Source organism: Streptomyces sp. NPDC102467, from assembly GCF_044765445.1.
Classification (GTDB): domain Bacteria; phylum Actinomycetota; class Actinomycetes; order Streptomycetales; family Streptomycetaceae; genus Streptomyces.
Genome location: NZ_JBIWKA010000009.1, coordinates 148,282 through 165,347 on the forward strand (window position 1 = coordinate 148,282; position 17,066 = coordinate 165,347).

At 71.9% G+C, this 17,066-nt stretch carries 13 protein-coding genes; 10 read left to right on the plus strand and 3 right to left on the minus strand.

What is annotated here, in order from left to right; translation table 11 throughout:
* The first annotated feature begins 132 nt into the window (after positions 1–132).
* Both ACIREE_RS20240 and ACIREE_RS20245 read left to right on the plus strand, forming a co-directional pair.
* Entirely contained in the window at positions 133–903 is a 771-nt protein-coding gene (locus tag ACIREE_RS20240) for a DUF4142 domain-containing protein (RefSeq protein WP_404153661.1), read from the plus strand.
* A gap of 161 nt (positions 904–1,064) precedes the next feature.
* Complete coding sequence (locus ACIREE_RS20245) at positions 1,065–2,666, plus strand: alpha/beta hydrolase (protein WP_404153664.1); 1,602 nt, start codon at positions 1,065–1,067, stop codon at positions 2,664–2,666.
* Positions 2,667–2,737: 71 nt separating this feature from the next.
* Here ACIREE_RS20245 and hemQ read toward each other — a convergent pair whose 3' ends face one another.
* Positions 2,738–3,469 (minus strand): hydrogen peroxide-dependent heme synthase, encoded by a 732-nt coding sequence (gene hemQ / locus ACIREE_RS20250; RefSeq protein ID WP_404153666.1) that lies wholly within the window; start codon positions 3,467–3,469, stop codon positions 2,738–2,740.
* A 4-nt stretch (positions 3,470–3,473) separates the two neighbouring features.
* A complete protein-coding gene (gene hemG / locus ACIREE_RS20255; RefSeq protein ID WP_404153669.1) occupies positions 3,474–5,030 on the minus strand; it encodes a protoporphyrinogen oxidase in 1,557 nt (518 codons plus the stop codon).
* A 143-nt stretch (positions 5,031–5,173) separates the two neighbouring features.
* On the opposite strand from hemG, the gene ACIREE_RS20260 reads away from it, so the two are divergent.
* The 3 genes from ACIREE_RS20260 (at position 5,174) to ACIREE_RS20270 (ending at position 8,958) form a co-directional block, all read left to right on the plus strand.
* Positions 5,174–6,103 (plus strand): DUF4349 domain-containing protein, encoded by a 930-nt coding sequence (locus tag ACIREE_RS20260; RefSeq protein WP_404153672.1) that lies wholly within the window; start codon positions 5,174–5,176, stop codon positions 6,101–6,103.
* A 10-nt stretch (positions 6,104–6,113) separates the two neighbouring features.
* Entirely contained in the window at positions 6,114–7,505 is a 1,392-nt protein-coding gene (locus ACIREE_RS20265) for an FAD-dependent oxidoreductase (protein ID WP_404153674.1), read from the plus strand.
* Positions 7,506–8,022: 517 nt separating this feature from the next.
* Complete coding sequence (locus ACIREE_RS20270) at positions 8,023–8,958, plus strand: NAD-dependent epimerase/dehydratase family protein (RefSeq protein WP_404153677.1); 936 nt, start codon at positions 8,023–8,025, stop codon at positions 8,956–8,958.
* A gap of 23 nt (positions 8,959–8,981) precedes the next feature.
* Here the strand turns inward: ACIREE_RS20270 and hemE are convergent, their stop codons facing one another.
* Positions 8,982–10,061 carry a uroporphyrinogen decarboxylase gene (gene hemE, locus ACIREE_RS20275; RefSeq protein WP_404153680.1) on the minus strand — a complete coding sequence of 360 codons (1,080 nt, stop codon included), beginning with the start codon at positions 10,059–10,061 and terminating at the stop codon, positions 8,982–8,984.
* A 99-nt stretch (positions 10,062–10,160) separates the two neighbouring features.
* Here hemE and ACIREE_RS20280 point away from each other — a divergent pair, with 99 nt between their 5' ends.
* The 5 genes from ACIREE_RS20280 to ACIREE_RS20300 all read left to right on the plus strand — a co-directional run bounded on the left by ACIREE_RS20280 (position 10,161) and on the right by ACIREE_RS20300 (position 17,018).
* Positions 10,161–10,928, plus strand: a complete 768-nt coding sequence (locus ACIREE_RS20280) for a DUF3000 domain-containing protein (protein ID WP_404153683.1) — start codon at positions 10,161–10,163, stop codon at positions 10,926–10,928.
* A 274-nt stretch (positions 10,929–11,202) separates the two neighbouring features.
* Positions 11,203–11,865, plus strand: a complete 663-nt coding sequence (locus ACIREE_RS20285) for a response regulator transcription factor (RefSeq protein ID WP_324773580.1) — start codon at positions 11,203–11,205, stop codon at positions 11,863–11,865.
* 108 nt (positions 11,866–11,973) lie between these two features.
* Complete coding sequence (locus ACIREE_RS20290) at positions 11,974–13,245, plus strand: HRDC domain-containing protein (protein ID WP_404153686.1); 1,272 nt, start codon at positions 11,974–11,976, stop codon at positions 13,243–13,245.
* A 408-nt stretch (positions 13,246–13,653) separates the two neighbouring features.
* Positions 13,654–14,880: a thiolase family protein gene (locus tag ACIREE_RS20295; RefSeq protein WP_404153688.1), complete on the plus strand. Its 1,227-nt coding sequence runs from the start codon at positions 13,654–13,656 to the stop codon at positions 14,878–14,880.
* The gene (locus tag ACIREE_RS20300) at positions 14,877–17,018 is read left to right on the plus strand and encodes a 3-hydroxyacyl-CoA dehydrogenase NAD-binding domain-containing protein (RefSeq protein WP_404153689.1); all 2,142 of its coding nucleotides are present in this window, start codon (positions 14,877–14,879) and stop codon (positions 17,016–17,018) included. The genes ACIREE_RS20295 and ACIREE_RS20300 overlap by 4 nt, the downstream gene beginning before the upstream one ends.
* The last annotated feature ends 48 nt before the right edge of the window (positions 17,019–17,066 follow it).

A 17,066-nucleotide genomic window follows, 5' to 3' on the forward strand; every position in this document is an offset into this window, starting at 1 on the left:
CGTACTGTCCCGTGCGGGGCGCGCGGGCCGCACAACCCCCGCGCCCTGTAGGGCCGTTGACGTAGTCGTGGCTGATGCCCGGCACTCCGTGCCCAGGGCGCACTAGCGTGCGGTGCCGCACCAGGAGGCACCATGCGACTGCTCTCGTCCACCGAACCGTCCGGCGGCATCCGTGTCACCGGCGCCGCGCTCATCGTCACCGGGATCGTGGCGACGATCGCCGCGCTCGTCTTTCCTGTCTGGTCGTACGCCGACCGCTCGGGCACCGGCCTGGACACGCTCAACACCCAGACCGTGCCGACCAGATTCGGCCCGCTGTCGGCCACCGACCGTCTCTTCATCACGAAGGTGCGGCTCGCCGGACTGTGGGAGATGCCTGCAGGCCAGCAGGCCGAGGAGCGGGCGCCCAGCAAGGCCGTCGAGACGGCGGGCAAGCATCTCGTCGAGGGGCACACGTTCCTGGACGCCCGGGTGCGCGAGGTCGCGGCCCAGCTGAACCTGGAGCTGCCGAACCAGCCGAACCCCCAACAGCAGGGCTGGCTGCGGACGTTGACCGCCGCGAAAGGCGACGACTACCAGCGCGCGTTCGCCAACATCCTGCGCCGCGCGCACGGCCAGGTGTTCGCGCTGGTGGCCCAGGTACGCGCCTCGACCCGCAACTCGCTCGTGCGGGACCTCGCGGACGACGCCAACACCACCGTCCTCGACCACATCAAGGTCCTGGAGGCCACCGGCCTCGTCGACTTCGACGCGCTGGCCCGGAACGCGGCCACGGCGAGCCCGCCGCCCGCGACCCGCTCCCCCGCCCCGCCGGGACCGACCACATCCCCGGACTCGGCGACTCCGGTCACCCCGACGCCGACACTGACCCTGCCGCCTGCGGCGTCCCGCCCCAGGACATGAGAATCACCCGGGCGGCGCATCGGAGTCATTGATCCGACACGGCGACCAGGTGCTTTACATCTTCAACGACCGCCCCAAGTATCCCTTTTACTTATGACTTCTGGCCTTCGTCCGCGAGCCGCAGCGGTTCGGGAGCTCGACGAAAGGGATGCATCCAAGCGATGAGAGCAGCATCCGCCCTCTACGCCGCCGCGGGATCACTGATCCTCTCGGCCCTCGTGAGCGCCCCGGCGGGCAGCGCGAGCGCCCACCCCGTCGCGCCCGGCTCCCCGGAGACGGTGGGTACCGAAACGCTGGGTACCGCTGTCGCCGGGCAGCGCGCCGCCGCCGCGGGCCTCCGCTTCACCAGGTGCCCGGCCGTGGAGGACCTGCCCGCCCCGGTCACCTGCGCCACCGTGTCCGTCCCGCTGGACTACGCGCATCCGGACGGCAAACAGATCAAGCTGACCGTCAGCCGCGTCAAGGCGACCGGGAAGAAGGGCGGGAAGAAGGCCGCGCGGCAGGGCGCGCTCGTCTTCAACCCGGGCGGCCCCGGCGGCAACGGCATGTACTTCCCGCTGGTCGGCGTGGTGCCCGAGTGGAAGCGCATCAGCGCCGCGTACGACCTCGTGGGGTACGCGCCGCGCGGCGTGGGCCGGTCGGCGCCGCTGTCCTGCAAGGACCCGAAGCGGCTCGCGAAGGGGCCCACGCAGGCGCCGACGCACCCCTCGGAGTCGTACAAGAGGGAACGGATCGCGCGGGCGCAGGCGTACGCGCGCGGCTGCGCGACGAGGAACCCGGGCCTGCGGCACTACACGACCCTGAACAACGTCCGGGACCTGGACGTGCTGCGGGCCGCGCTCGGCGAGCAGCGGCTGACGTACCTGGGCGGCTCGTACGGGACGTACATCGGGGCCGTCTACGCGCAGTTGTTCCCCTCGCACGTGCGGCGCCTGGTCTTCGACTCGGCGGTCGATCCGGACCCGCACCGCATCTGGTACTCCACCAACCTGGAGCAGTCGGCCGCGTTCGAGCGCCGCTGGGCCGACTTCCGGGCGTGGGTCGCCAAGCACGACGACACGTACCACCTGGGCTCGACGCCCGAGAAGGTGCTGACGTCCTACGAGCGGGTGCGGGCCGAGCTGGCGCACAAGCCGGCCGGCGGCAAGGTCGGCCCCGGGCAGCTGCAGTCCGCGTACCTCCAGGTCGGGTACTACGACGACTACTGGCCGATGCGGGCCGTGGCCCTCTCCGCGTATGTGAAGGGCGACCCGAAGCCGCTGATCAACCAGGCCGCGCCGAGCCCGCGGGCCGCCGTGGAGAACGAGAACAGCGGCGCCGTTTACACGGCGATCGAGTGCAACGACGCGCCCTGGCCGACGGACTTCCGTACCTGGGACCGCGACAGCACGCGGCTCGCGCGCACCGCGCCGTTCGAGACGTGGGACAACACATGGACGAACCTGCCGTGCGCGTACTGGTCCGCGCCGCGACAGCAGCCGGTCGACGTGCGGACCGCACCCGGGGCGCTGCCGCCCACCCTGATCCTGGCCGCCGAGCGGGACGCGGCGACGCCGTACGCGGGCGCGCGCGAGCTGAACCGGCGGGTCGCCGGGTCGGTGCTCGTGACGGAGCGGGGGGCGGGGACGCACGGTATCGCCGGAGGCGCCAACGCGTGTGTGAACAGGCACCTGGACGCGTATCTGCTGGACGGGATGGTGCCTGGGCCGGGCGGCGCGGCTTGTGCTCCACATCCTGAGCCTGCGCCGCTCGGGGGCAAATAAGCCCCTCCGGCGCTTGAGGAGCGGGGTCCGGGGCAGAGCCCCGTGACGCCCGCTCCAGGGGGCTGGAGGAACTAGGCGAGCCCCGCCACCAGCTCGGCCACGCTCTTGCGGCGACCCGTGTAGAACGGCACCTCTTCACGGACGTGCCGGCGCGCCTCGGACGCACGCAGATGACGCATCAGGTCGACGATCCGGTACAGCTCGTCCGCCTCGAAGGCGAGGATCCACTCGTAGTCGCCGAGCGAGAACGAGGCGACCGTGTTGGCGCGCACGTCCGCGAAACCGCGGGCCATCTTGCCGTGGTCGGCGAGCATCGTGCGGCGCTCGTCGTCGGGCAGCAGGTACCAGTCGTAGGAGCGCACGAAGGGGTAGACGGAGACGTAGTTGCGGGGCGTCTCGTCGGCCAGGAACGCCGGGATGTGCGAGCGGTTGAACTCGGCGGGGCGGTGCAGCGCCATGTTCGACCACACCGGCTCGAGGGCGCGGCCCAGCTTCGTACGGCGGAAGAGGTTGTACGCCTCCTGCAGCTCGTCGGAGGTCTCGGCGTGCCACCAGATCATGAGGTCGGCGTCGGCGCGCAGCCCGGACACGTCGTACGTGCCGCGCACCGTGACGTCCTTGGCGGCGAGCTGGTCGAACAGCTCCTGGACCTCGTCCGCGAAGCCGGCGCGGTTCTCCGGCAGTACGTCCTTCAGCTTGAAGACCGACCAGAGGGTGTAGCGGATGGCCTCGTTGAGGTCCTTGGCCAGCTTGCCCTTGTTCGGGATCCGCGCCGGGTCGGTGGTAGGGGTGTCGTCGCTCATGCCCTTATTCTCCTGCGCCGCCGTGCAGGCTCTGCACCGGGTTCGCCTTCAGGTCGTCGCGGGCGCCGGTGTCGCCGCGCAGCTCGTCGACGGCGGCGTACGCGCCCGCGATGCACGCGGGGATGCCGACGCCGTCGTACGCGGCTCCGCACACGGCGAGGCCCTGGAGCTGCCCGATGTGCGCACGGATCCGGGCGACGCGGTCCGCGTGGCCGACGGGGTACTGCGGCAGGCCGTCCTGCCAGCGCGTGACGAGGGCCGCGACCGGGGCCGCCGTCAGGCCGGTGGCCGCGCCCAGGTCGCGACGGGAGGCGTCGACCAGGTCGGCGTCGGCGCGGGAGAGGTCCTTGTCGTCGCCGTAGCGGCCGACGGAGGTGCGTACGACGAAGAGGTCCGGGTTCTCGGCGCCGATCCAGCCCCACTTGTGCGAGGCGAACGTGGCGGCCTTGATGGTGTGGCCGTCGACGGGCGGGACCAGGAAGCCGCTGCCCTCGGGGAAGCGGGTCTCGCTGCGCCGGAACGCCATCGTGATCAGGGCCATCGAGGCGTATTCGATGCCGCGCAGTTCCTGTGAGGCCATCGGGGACGCGGTGCGCAGCATGCTCGCCGCGGCGGGAGCGGGCAGCGCGATGATCACCTGGTCCGCCTCGAAGGTGCGGCTCTGTTCGGTGACCACACGCCAGCGGGGCCCGCGGCGCGTGGCGGTGCGCTCGTTCTTCGTGGCGGGGCGCGTGCCGCGGCGCGGTCGCTGCTCGACGAGGCTGCTGTGGGCGCGCAGGGACGTCACGCGCACCCCCGTCAGAATCTCGCCGCCCTTCTTGCGCACGGCGTCCGCGACCGCGTCGGGCAGGGTGCCGACGCCGCCCTCGATGCCCATGAACACCGGGCCCGGCTGCTGGTTCTCCGCGGTGCGGGCCTGGATCGCGCGCACCGCGGCCATCAGGGTGGGGTGGCGGCGGGCCTCCTCGAAGAGGTTGGGGACCGCGCTGCGCATGGAGATGCGGTAGGCGTCGCCGGCGTAGACACCGCCGAGCAGCGGTTCGACGAGGCGGTCGACGACCTCGCGGCCGAGGCGGGCCGCGACGTACTCGCCGACGGCGACGTCGTCGCCGAGTTTCGTGGGGGGCAGGTCGGCGTCCTGCGCGATGCGCCGCAGCCCCTCTTCGGAGAGGATCCCGGCGAGCGCTTCGGCGCTGCCGGGGACACCCATCACGTGGCCCTTGGGCATGGGGCGCAGCGTGTCGCGGGTCCAGATCGCGGCGGTCGCCGTGGAGGGCGGCTGCAGCCGGTCCGCCAGGCCGACCTCGCGGGCCAGGCCCACCGCCTCGGGGCGGCGCGCCAGCATCGACTCGGCGCCGAGGTCGACGCGCGCACCGGCGATCCGGCCCGCGTGCAGCTTGCCGCCGAGCCGGGGGGACGCCTCCAGGACGGTCACCTCGACCGGGTCGTCCGCGGAGTCGTCCAGCAATCTGTGCGCTGCCGCGAGGCCCGCGATGCCGCCGCCGATGACGAGGACTTTCCGGCCCCGTCCCGTTCCCGTACCTGTGTCCGTTTCGCGCATGCCCCCACTCTCTCAGAACGCCGCCGTCGCCTCTGCCGAGTCCGGACCGTGACCGGTTCGGGACCCTCCGGCAACCACCGGACGGCCCAGTGGCGCGTCGAAGGAGGCGTCCGATCACCGTCACGTCCCCCGGGGGTACGACCATGCACACGTCCCGTACGACACGTCCGCGCCCACGGCCCGCGCGGGCCCTGGCCGCGCTGCTGCTCACCGCGGCACTCGCCCTCGCGGGCTGCTCGGGCGCGAACGACAGCGGGGACGGCGACAACAAGAGCGCCGCGGGTGCCAAAGCCGGGCCGGACGCGGGCGCGGCCGCCGACAGCGGCCGAGGCGGCGGCGCGGCATCGGGTGCCAAGAAGCCGCCGAAGCTCACGGGCGTCCACATCATCCGCACGGCCACCCTCTCCGTCCGGGTCAAGGACGTGCCGGCCGCCCTGAGCAGGGCACGCACCGCTGCCGAGGACGCGGGCGGCCTCGTCGGGAACGAGACGACGGACCGCGACGGCCACGGTCGCGAGCGGTCGCGCGTCACACTGCGCGTACCGCAAGGGGCGTACGAGGACGTACTCGACCAACTAGCGGGCGCAGGGCGCGTATTGGAGCTGAACGCGACCGCGAAGGACGTCACCGATCAGGTCGTCGACGTGGACAGCCGCATCGCGTCGATGCGTGCGAGCGTGGCGCGGGTCCGTGAACTCATGGACCGGGCCACGAAGTTGAGCGATGTGGTGACGCTGGAAGGGGAGTTGAGCAGCCGCCAGTCGGAGTTGGAGGCGCTGCTCGCGCAGCAGGCGTCGCTGAAGGACCGGACGACGCTCGCGACGATCACCCTGAAATTGTCCGAAACCCCTGCCAAGGCCGGGAGCGGTGACGACGATCCGGGCTTCCTCGACGCGTTGTCGGGCGGCTGGGCCGCTTTCGTGACGGCGCTGAAGTGGGTGGCGATGGCACTCGCCGCGGTCCTGCCGTTCGCCGCGGTGGCGGGGCTGCTGTTGTTCCTGTGGCTGCGCTTCGTCCGGCCCCGGCGGCCTCGGCGCGGCGACGGGCAGGACCGCCCCGGGCAGCCGACGTAGCGTGTGGCGCATGAGCACTGAGAACCCTGCGCGTGAGCGGCTTGTGATCATCGGTGGTGACGCGGCGGGCATGTCCGCCGCGTCGCAGGCGCGTCGGCTGCGCGGCCCCGACGAGCTGGAGATCGTGGCCTTCGAGCGCGGGGACTTCACGTCGTTCTCCGCGTGCGGCATCCCGTACTGGGTGGGCGGCCTGGTCGATGAGCGGGACCAACTGGTCGCGCGCTCGCCAAAGGAGCACCGGGCGCGCGACATCGACCTGCGGATGCGTACCGAAGTCGTGGCGATCGATGTCGGCAGGCGGCGGGTGCGGGCGCGTGAGCTGGACGGCGGAGACGAGTCCTGGGTCGGGTACGACAAGCTCGTGATCGCGACGGGGGCGCGCCCGGTCCGGCCCGACCTGCCCGGAATGGACGCGGCCGGGGTGCACGGCGTGCAGACGCTCGGCGACGGGCAGGCGCTGCTCGACACCCTGCGGGCGACCGGGGGCCGCAGGGCGGTCGTGGTGGGCGCCGGGTACATCGGCGTGGAGATGGCCGAGGCGCTGCTCCACCGCGGGTACGAGGTGACGGTCGTCAACCGCGGGGCCGAGCCGATGTCGACGCTCGACCCGGACATGGGCCGCCTGGTGCACGAGGCGATGACGGGCATGGGCATCACCATGGTCGACGACGCCGGGGTGACGAAGATCCGCACGGGGGACGACGGCCGGGTGCGGGCCGTGGCGACCGAGGACGCCGAATACCCCGCGGACGTCGTGGTGTTGGGCATCGGCGTGCGGCCGGAGACCTCGCTCGCCCGGGACGCCGGACTGCCCCTGGGAGAACACGGCGGGCTCCTCACGGACCTGGCGATGCGGGTGCGCGGCCACGAGGACATCTGGGCAGGCGGCGACTGCGTCGAGGTCCTCGACCTGGTGGCGGGGCGCGAGCGGCACATCGCGCTCGGCACGCACGCGAACAAGCACGGGCAGGTCATCGGGTCGAACGTGGGCGGGGGTTACGCGACCTTCCCCGGTGTCGTGGGGACCGCGGTGAGCAAGGTGTGCGAGCTGGAGATCGCGCGCACGGGGCTGCGCGAGAAGGACGCGCGCCGCGCCGGGCTGCAGTTCGTGACGGTGACCATCGAGTCGACGAGCCGGGCGGGCTACTACCCGGACGCGGCGCTCATGACGGTGAAGATGCTCGCCGAGCGGCGCACCGGAAAGCTGCTCGGGGTGCAGATCGTGGGCCGCGAGGGCGCCGCGAAGCGGGTCGACGTGGCGGCGGTCGCGCTGACGGCGGGGATGACGGTGGAGCAGATGACGGCGCTGGATCTGGGGTACGCCCCGCCGTTCTCACCGGTGTGGGATCCGGTGCTGGTAGCGGCGCGCAAAGCGGTGGCGGCGGTCCGCGCGGCCGGATGAGCGCGCAGGCGTGCACACCAGCACGCACTTCACGCCCCTGAGTACCACCCGTCGCACCGTTCACGGGCTGTCGGCAACTTTCCGCCACGTTTCGCGGAACCCGCCCACAACACGTGAGCGGGACGCACTATGTGACGCGTCAGAGCGGCACGGCCACGCACCGTGAAGCGGGGTCGCGCCGCTGGGGGGGGGCGGGCACACGACGGTGGGGGCCGTCGCGTGCCCGACGGGAGGGGACGGCGAACGCGGAGCCCCGCCGTGCCCGCACCACCGTTTGTGCCGCGTTCCCTGCCGGATGTCGACCGGACGCGGCCGTCGCCGTCCGTCACCTGGGCAGTGCCACCGCCCACGCCTGATCACATCGCTCGCCGGGCCATGACCTCGCCCACTCCCGCACCACCACAAGACCAATTCCCGGGAGCACCCATGACCACGGCACCTCTTGTCGACCACGGCCGGGCCCGCGCCGCGTCCGCCCTGCACCGTTCGCTGCTCCCGAAGGGAGCGTGAGGGGGCCGTGCGCATTCTCGTTCTCGGCGCCAACGGATACCTGGGCGGACACATCGCGGGACGGCTGCGCGCCCTGCCGGGCGTGCGGCTGCTCACCGGCGGCCGTCACCCCGACGACGACCTGCGCTTCGATCTCGCGACGGTCCAGCCGGGCGCCCTCGCGGGTCTCGTCGAGCTCGCCTCGCCCGACGCCGTCGTCAACTGCGTCGGAGCCGTCGGCGGCAGCGCCCTCACCCTCGTCGAGGCCAACTCCCGTGGCCCGGCCGTCCTGTGCGAAGCACTGCACAGCGCGGCGCCTACCGCGCGCCTGGTCCACCTCGGCTCCGTCGCCGAGTACGGGCCGACGATCCTCGGCGAGCAGACCGCGGAGGACGCACCCGCCCGGCCCGTCTCCGCGTACGGCGCGAGCAAGCTCGCCGGCACCCTCGCGGTCACCGGTTCCGGGCTCGACTCGGTCGTGCTGCGCGTGACCGACCCGGTCGGCCCCGGCGCGCCCAGCGCGGGCCTGCCGGGCCGCCTCACCGCCGAACTCCGGGCCGCCACGCGCCACGATCCGGCCGGTACGGTCCAGGTCGGCGACCTGTCGGCGCACCGCGACTTCGTCGACGTACGCGATGTGGCGACCGCCGCCGCCATGGCCCTCACCGCGCCGCGCCCGCTGCCGCCGCTGCTGAACATCGGCAGCGGCCACGCCGTCCCGCTGCGCGACCTGGTGCACGGCCTGGTGCGCGCGTCCGGCTTCCGCGGCAAAGTGATCGAGAATCTCGGCGCGGTCGGCCGCTCCCCCGAGGTGCCCTGGCAGTGCGCCCGGATCACCGCCGCGCGGCGGGAGCTGGGCTGGGCTCCGGGGCACACCCTGCACGCCTCACTGGCCGCGCTGTGGTCGGCGGACGGCGTCCACGGCGTCGAGGACCGGGAACTGCGCTGGGACCCGGCCGGCTGAGCGGCCGGGGCCCGTGCGCGGGGTCAGCGCGCGGTCTGCGTGTGGACGTACCCCACGAGGCGGGTCAGCGCGTCCGGGTCGGTGTTCGGCGGCACGCCGTGCCCGAGGTTGAAGACGTGGCCCTCCAGGCCGGCGGCGGCGTCGAGCACCTCGCGCGCCTTCTCCTCGACCGCTTCCCGAGTGGAGAAGAGAATGGCGGGGTCGAAGTTGCCCTGCAGCGCCTTGCCGGGCCCGACGCGACGCGCGGCCTCGTCGAGCGGCACCCGCCAGTCGACGCCGACGACGTCCGCGCCGGCCTCGCCCATGAGGCCGAGCAGCTCACCGGTGCCGACACCGAAGTGGATGCGCGGGACGCCGTACGGCTCGACGGCACGGAGGACCTTCTGCGATGCGGGCAGGACCGAGCGCCGGTAGTCCGCAGGGGCGAGTGCGCCGACCCACGAGTCGAAGAGCTGCACGGCGCTCGCGCCCGCCTCGATCTGCACCTTCAGGAAGGTGGAGGTGATCTCGGCGAGGCGGTCGAGCAGGTCGGCCCAGAGCTGCGGGTCGCCGTACATGAGCGCCTTGGTGTGCTCGTGGTTGCGCGACGGGCCGCCCTCGACGAGGTAGCTGGCGAGGGTGAAGGGCGCGCCCGCGAAGCCGATGAGCGGCGTCCCGCCGAGCTCCGCGGTCAGCAGGCCCATGGCCTCGGTGACGTACCAGACGTCTTCCGGGGTCAGGTCGCGCAGCTGCGCGAGGTCGGCACGGGTGCGGATCGGGTTGGCGATGACGGGGCCGACACCGGGCTTGATGTCGAGGTCGATGCCGATGGCCTTGAGCGGCACGACGATGTCGCTGAAGTAGACCGCCGCGTCGACGTGGTGCCGGCGGACCGGCTGCATCGTGATCTCGGCGACCAGCTCGGGCCGCATGCACGACTCCAGCATCGGGATGCCTTCGCGCACCTTGTGGTACTCGGGCAGCGAGCGCCCCGCCTGGCGCATGAACCACACCGGCGTGTGCGGCACGGGCTCGCGCCTGCACGCCTTGAGGAAGGCGGAATCCTTGACGGCGTCGTTCGTCGCTGACTGCTGCTGGCCCGTGGCCTCGGTGTTGGCACTCACGCCGGAAAGTCTCGCACGGCCCCCAAGTGTCGGGAGAACGGCGTCGGCGACGGGTGTCCCTACCTGCGCACGGCGCTCGTTCCCCTTAACCTTCCCGGCATGGCTGCGGCTCAGGGACAACGGTCCGACAGCCCGGAAGACTCTGGCGACTCGGACGGGATGAGTGAATCGGTGCGGGAGGGGCAGAACGCTCGGGACATGAACGCTGCACAAGAGGACGACACGGCTCCGTCGACTCCCCAGGCCTTCCGCTCGGCGGTCGACGCCCTGCGGTCCGCGCGGCTGCGCCCGGAGATCGAGATCGACCCCACGCGCCCGCCACAGCGCCTGGCTCCCTTCTCCTACGCGCTGGAGGCCACGGTCGTCGACGCGGCCGCCGACGCCGCCGACAACGATGACGACGACGTGCTGGCCGACGGCCGCCTCGTGCTGCTGCACGATCCGGCCGGGCACGAGGCGTGGCACGGCACGTTCCGCCTGGTGACGCTGGTGCGCGCGGAACTGGAGGCCGAGATGGCCGCCGACCCGATGCTCCCCGACGTCTGCTGGTCGTGGCTGACGGGTTCGCTGGCGGCCCGCGGCCTCGCGTACGGGGAGCCGTCCGGCACGGTCACCCGCGCCAGTTCGCACTATTTCGGAGGGATCGGCGACCGGCCTCCTGCCTCACAGATCGAGATCCGCGCGTCCTGGACGCCGCGCGAGGGCCCGGGCGGCGTGCCCGACACGGCCGCGCATCTCGCCGCGTGGTGCGAGCTGCTGTGCCAGGTCGGGGGCCTGCCGCCGGTGGTGACGGATTCGAACGGCCCGAACGGCCCGGACAGCGCGGTGGTCACGCTGCCACAGCGCCGCGGCCCCCAGCCCTCCTGAATCTCCTTCCAATAAGGCCTCTTTATAGGGGCTGTTTTCGGCCGCGTCGGCGAGTGCCCCGACGCGGCCGAACCTCGTTGTGCGTCCCCTTCGATTCGGTTCGGTCTTCGGATGATCGATACTCTGTCCGAATTGCACGAATTGTTACTCACCAAATCGTGATCTTTCTCTAAAGGCGGGCGGGTTTGCTGCCGAAGACCTCTGTGACCTTGAAAGCACGGTTCGTTTCCCGCCGCACCCCCGAGCCGGCTCCGTCCCCACCCCAGGAGGCCTGGTGTCCGTTCTCCTCGAGCAGCCCTCAAGCCTGGTCGCCTACCGCCCGAACAAGCCGACCGCGATGGTGGTCGTGGCCGACCCCCGCGTACGTTCCACCGTGACCCGCCATCTGTGGGCGCTCGGTGTGCGTGACGTGATCGAGGCCTCGTCCGTCGCGGAGGCTCGTCCCCGCATCGGCAACCCCCGCGACATCTGCGTAGCCGACGTCCACCTCCCCGACGGATCCGGCCTGACGCTCCTCTCCGAAACCCGAGCCGCGGGCTGGCCCAACGGGCTGGCCCTCTCCGCCGCCGACGACATCGGTGCCGTGCGCAACGCCCTCGCGGGCGGCGTCAAGGGCTATGTCGTCACCGGCACCCGTACGAACGTAGGACTCCCCAACCGCCCCGGCGCCGCACCGATCGGATCCGCGGCCGCCCGTATGCACCGCCGTCCCCCGGGCGCCCCGAGCCACCCGGGCGGCTACCGCGAACTGTCCGGACGCGAGGTGGAGGTGCTCCGCCTCGTCGCCGAAGGCCAGTCGAACAAGGCCATCGGCGTCTCGATGGGCCTCTCCGCACTGACCGTCAAGAGCCACCTCGCCCGGATCGCGCGCAAGCTCGGCACGGGCGACCGGGCCGGAATGGTGGCGGTCGCCCTGCGCACCGGAATCATTCACTGAACCGACTGATCGCCGTCTGGCCGGATCTTTCCGGTTTACGTACCTTCAGCGCCCGTCGACGGAACGTTCCGTCGACGGGCGCCGTGCGTTCACAGATACTCTTGACAGGTGACCGACGCCCAAGAGACCGCAGCAGACAGTTCACTGCGCACCACCGGAGGCGCCCCTCCGGACGACGTCGAAACGGCGCCGATCCCCCTGTTGGAACCGCGCGAGGGCATTCCGCCGGTGATCGCCGACGAGGCCGCGCTCGCGCAGGTGGTCGCGGCCTTCGCCGCGGGCACCGGACCTGTCGCCGTCGACGCCGAGCGAGCCTCCGGTTACCGCTACGGACAGCGCGCCTATCTGGTGCAGCTGCGCCGCGAAGGTGCGGGCAGCGCGCTCATCGACCCCGTCGCCTGCCCCGACCTGTCCGGCTTCGGCGCGGCCATCGAGGACGCCGAGTGGGTGCTGCACGCCGCCACTCAGGATCTGCCGTGTCTGCGCGAAATAGGCATGGTGCCCTCCGAGCTCTTCGACACCGAGCTGGCCGGCCGGCTCGCCGGGTTCCCGCGCGTGGGACTCGGCGCGATGGTCGAGAACGTTCTGGGCTACGTACTGGAGAAGGGGCACTCGGCGGTCGACTGGTCGACGCGGCCGCTGCCCGAGCCCTGGCTGCGCTACGCGGCCCTCGACGTCGAGCTGCTCGTCGATCTGCGGGACGCCCTGGAGAAGGAGCTCGACCGGCAGGGCAAGCTCGACTGGGCCCACCAGGAGTTCGACGCGATCGCGTCGGCGCCGCCCGCGCCGCCGCGCAAGGACCCGTGGCGGCGGACGTCCGGCATGCACAAGGTGCGCCGGCGCCGGCAGATGGCTGTCGTCCGCGAGCTGTGGACCGCGCGGGACCGGGTCGCGCAGCGCCGTGACGTGTCACCGGGCAAGGTGCTGGGTGACACGGCGATCGTCGAGGCCGCCCTCGCCCTGCCGCCCAACGTGCACACGCTCTCCGGACTGCCCGGTTTCGGGCACCGCATGGGCCGGCGTCAGCTGGAGCAGTGGCAGGCCGCCGTGGACCGGGCCAAGGAGCTCCCCGACGCGGAGCTGCCGCAGCCCGGACAGCAGATGGCCGGGCCGCCGCCGCCCCGCGCCTGGGCGGACAAGGACCCGGCCGCGGCGGCCCGGCTCTCCGCGGCGCGCGCGGCGGTGTCGACGCTGGCCGAAGCGCTGAACATGCCGCAGGAGAACCTGATCACGCCGGACACGGTGCGACGCGTGTGCTGGGAGCCGCCGTCGGTTGTGGACGCGGAGTCGGTGGGTGCCGCGCTTTCCTCGCACGGGGCGCGGCGCTGGCAGGTGGAGCAGGTCACTCCCGTGCTGGTCGCGGCGCTGGCGTCCCGCTGACTCGTTGCCGGGTGCGGCCCCGTGGGGACTTCTCGCGCAGTTCCCCGCGCCCCTGAAGGCTTGCGGCTTCGCCGCGCCTTCCCCTGGAGGTAGCGCACGCAGTGCGCACCTCCAGGGGCGCGGGGAACTGCGCGACCAGCCCCCACCGGCCCGCGGACGAAGAACCACCTAGGGGCGCGGGGAACTGCGTGAGAAGTCCCGCCGGCCCGCGGCGGCCCCACAACCTCCCGGGGCACGACGCACCCCGCACCAAATGACCCGCCCCCCAGCGGCAGCGCAAGTGTGACGTTCGCCGCTTGGGGCGAGGGGGCTGGGCAGCATGGTTACCCGCAAGTAGCATGAGGGCATGAGCGCGCGCTCAGCCGCGCGCCGTGGCAGTGCCGTCCCGCATCTTGGAGGAGAGCCATCGTGCCTCGTACCGTCAGGGACGTCGTCTTCGTCGACGGCGTCCGCACCCCGTTCGGCAAGGCGGGCCCGAAGGGCATCTACCACGAGACCCGGGCCGACGACCTCGTGGTGAAGGCCATCAGGGAGCTGCTGCGCCGCAACCCGAACCTGGACCCGGCCGCGATCGACGAGGTCGCCATCGCCGCGACCACCCAGATCGGCGACCAGGGCCTGACCCTCGGCCGCACGGCGGGCATCCTCGCCGGGCTGCCGCAGTCGGTCCCGGGCTACTCCATCGACCGTATGTGCGCCGGTGCGCTCACGGCCGTCACGACCGCCGCCGGCTCCGTCGCGTTCGGCGCGTACGACGCCGTCATCGCCGGTGGTGTCGAGCACATGGGCCGCCACCCCATGGGTGAGGGCGTCGACCCGAACCCGCGGTTCGTCAGCGAGAAGCTGGTCGACGAGTCCGCCCTGTTCATGGGCATGACCGCCGAGAACCTGCACGACCGCTACCCGAGCATCACCAAGCAGCGCGCCGACGAGTACGCCGTGCGCTCGCAGGAGAAGGCCGCGAAGGCCTACGCGAACGGGAAGATCCAGCAGGACCTCGTCCCGATCTCGGTGCGCAACACCAACGCCGAGGTGGGCGAGACCGGCTGGGGTCTGGTCACCGCCGACGAGCCGATGCGCCCGGGGACGACCCTGGAGAACCTCGCGGGCCTCAAGACGCCGTTCCGTACGCACGGCCGCGTCACCGCGGGCAACGCGGCCGGTCTGAACGACGGCGCAACCGCCTCGATCATCGCCTCCGAGGAGTTCGCCCGGGAGAACGACCTCCCGGTCAAGATGCGTCTCGTGTCGTACGCCTTCGCGGGCGTCGAGCCCGAGGTGATGGGCTACGGCCCGATCCCGGCCACCGAGAAGGCGCTCGCCAAGGCGGGCCTGTCCATCGAGGACATCAACCTCTTCGAGATCAATGAGGCCTTCGCGGTCCAGGTGCTCGCCTTCCTGGAGCACTACGGCATCGCCGACGACGACGCGCGCGTCAATCAGTACGGCGGCGCCATCGCGTACGGCCACCCGCTGGCCTCCTCGGGTGTGCGTCTGATGACGCAGCTGGCCCGTCAGTTCGAGGAGCAGCCCGAGGTCCGTTACGGCCTCACCACCATGTGCGTCGGCTTCGGCATGGGCGCCACGGTGATCTGGGAGAACCCGCACCACAAGGACGCCGGAGGCGACAAGTGAGCACCACCACCGCTGAGCTCCTGAAGGGCGCGGCCGAGCTGTTCCCCGGCGAGGTCGTCACCTCCGCGCACGTACGGCACCTCGATCTGCCGTACGGGGCCGGCCGGTTCGCGCTGATCACGCTGGACAACGGCTTCGACCACACCAAGCCGACCACCTTCGGGCCGGGCTCGCTGGCGAACCTGAACGTCGCCATCGACCAGGTCGAGAAGGAGGCGGCCGACGGCGACATCGTCGGTGTCGGGGTCACCGGCAAGCCGTTCATCTTCGCGGTCGGCGCCGACCTCAAGGGCGTCGAGCTGCTGAAGAACCACGACGACGCGCTGGCCATCGGCAAGGGAGGCCACGAGGTCTTCAAGCGCCTCGCGGGCCTGGCCGTGCCGACGTTCGCGTACTACAACGGTGCCGCCATGGGCGGTGGCGTCGAGGTCGGTCTGCACTGCTCGTACCGCACCGTGTCGAAGGCGCTCCCCGCCTTCTCGCTGCCCGAGGTCTTCCTCGGTCTGGTCCCGGGCTGGGGTGGCTGCGCGCTGCTGCCGAACCTGATCGGCGCCGACAAGGCCGTCTCGGTGATCATCGAGAACTCGCTCAACCAGAACAAGCAGCTCAAGGGCAAGCAGGTCTTCGAACTCGGCATCGCGGACGCCCTGTTCGAGGGTGCGGACTTCCTGGAGCAGTCGCTGATCTGGACCGCGAACGTCCTCAAGGGCGACGTCAAGGTCGAGCGTCCGGACGTCGACCGCGGCGAGGCCTGGGACCAGGCCGTCGCGCGCGGCAAGTCCATCGCCGACGGCAAGGTGCACGGGGCGGCCCCGGCCGCGTACCGCGCGCTCGACATCATCGCCGCCGCGAAGAGCGGTGACCTGCAGGCCGGGTTCGACGCCGAGGACAAGGCCCTCGCGGACCTGATCATGGGTGGCGAACTGCGGTCCGGCATCTACGCGTTCAACCTGGTGCAGAAGCGCGCCAAGCGTCCCGCCGGCGCCCCGGACAAGAGCCTGGCGCGTCCGGTGACGAAGGTCGGCGTCGTGGGTGCGGGCCTGATGGCCTCGCAGCTCGCGCTGCTGTTCCTGCGCCGCCTGGAGGTCCCGGTCGTCCTCACCGACATCGACCAGGAGCGCGTCGACAAGGGTGTGGGCTACGTCCACGCCGAGATCGACAAGCTGCTCGGCAAGGGCCGCGTCAACCAGGACAAGGCCAACCGCCTGAAGGGGCTCGTCTCCGGCGTCCTCGACAAGGCGGAGGGCTTCTCCGACGCGGACTTCATCATCGAGGCCGTCTTCGAGGAGATCGGCGTCAAGCAGCAGGTGTTCGCGGAGGTCGAGGCGGTCGCCCCGGCGCACGCGATCCTCGCCACCAACACCTCCTCGCTGTCGGTCTCCGAGATGGCGTCGAAGCTGAAGCACCCCGAGCGGGTCGTCGGCTTCCACTTCTTCAACCCGGTCGCGATCCTGCCGCTCCTGGAGATCGTGCGCGGCGAGCGGACCGACGACGCGGCGCTCGCCACGGCGTTCGGCGTCGCCAAGAAGCTGAAGAAGACGGCTGTGCTTGTGAAGGACGCCCCGGCGTTCGTCGTGAACCGCATCCTCACCCGCTTCATGGGCGAGATCCAGAACGTCATCGACGAGGGCACCCCCGTCGAGGTCGCCGAGAAGGCGGTCGAGCCGCTGGGCCTGCCGATGTCGCCGCTGGTGCTTCTCGAGCTCGTCGGTCCGGCCATCGGTCTGCACGTCTCGGAGACCCTGAACCGCGCCTTCCCGGAGCGCTTCACCGTGTCCCCGAACCTCGCGGCCGTCGTGAAGGCGGGCAAGCGCGGCTTCTACGTGTACTCCGCCGAGAACGGCTTCAAGCCGGAGCTCGACCCGGAGGTCGCCGCGCTCCTCAAGCAGGGCGATGTCGTCCTGACGGAGGAGCAGGTCCGCGACCGCGTGCTCGACGCCGTCGCCCAGGAGATCGGGCTCATGCTCGACGAGGGTGTCGTCGCCGAGGCCCAGGACATCGACCTGTGCCTCATCACGGGCGCCGGCTGGCCCTTCCACCTCGGCGGGATCACGCCGTACCTGGACCGTGAAGGTGTCTCGGAGCGGGTCACCGGCAAGCGGTTCCTGGAGGCCGGGGTCGCCAGCGTGCCCGCGTAGCCACCTCTGCTCCACCGAAAGCCGCCCTCACGACGTGGGGGCGGCTTT

Excerpts from the sequence above, each read along its gene's own strand:
- ACIREE_RS20240 (WP_404153661.1), top strand. The coding sequence starts at position 133 with ATGCGACTGCTCTCGTCCACCGAACCGTCCGGCGGCATCCGTGTCACC.
- ACIREE_RS20245 (WP_404153664.1), top strand. The coding sequence starts at position 1,065 with ATGAGAGCAGCATCCGCCCTCTACGCCGCCGCGGGATCACTGATCCTC.
- hemQ (WP_404153666.1), bottom strand. The coding sequence starts at position 3,469 with ATGAGCGACGACACCCCTACCACCGACCCGGCGCGGATCCCGAACAAG.
- hemG (WP_404153669.1), bottom strand. The coding sequence starts at position 5,030 with ATGCGCGAAACGGACACAGGTACGGGAACGGGACGGGGCCGGAAAGTC.
- ACIREE_RS20260 (WP_404153672.1), top strand. The coding sequence starts at position 5,174 with ATGCACACGTCCCGTACGACACGTCCGCGCCCACGGCCCGCGCGGGCC.
- ACIREE_RS20265 (WP_404153674.1), top strand. The coding sequence starts at position 6,114 with ATGAGCACTGAGAACCCTGCGCGTGAGCGGCTTGTGATCATCGGTGGT.
- ACIREE_RS20280 (WP_404153683.1), top strand. The coding sequence starts at position 10,161 with ATGGCTGCGGCTCAGGGACAACGGTCCGACAGCCCGGAAGACTCTGGC.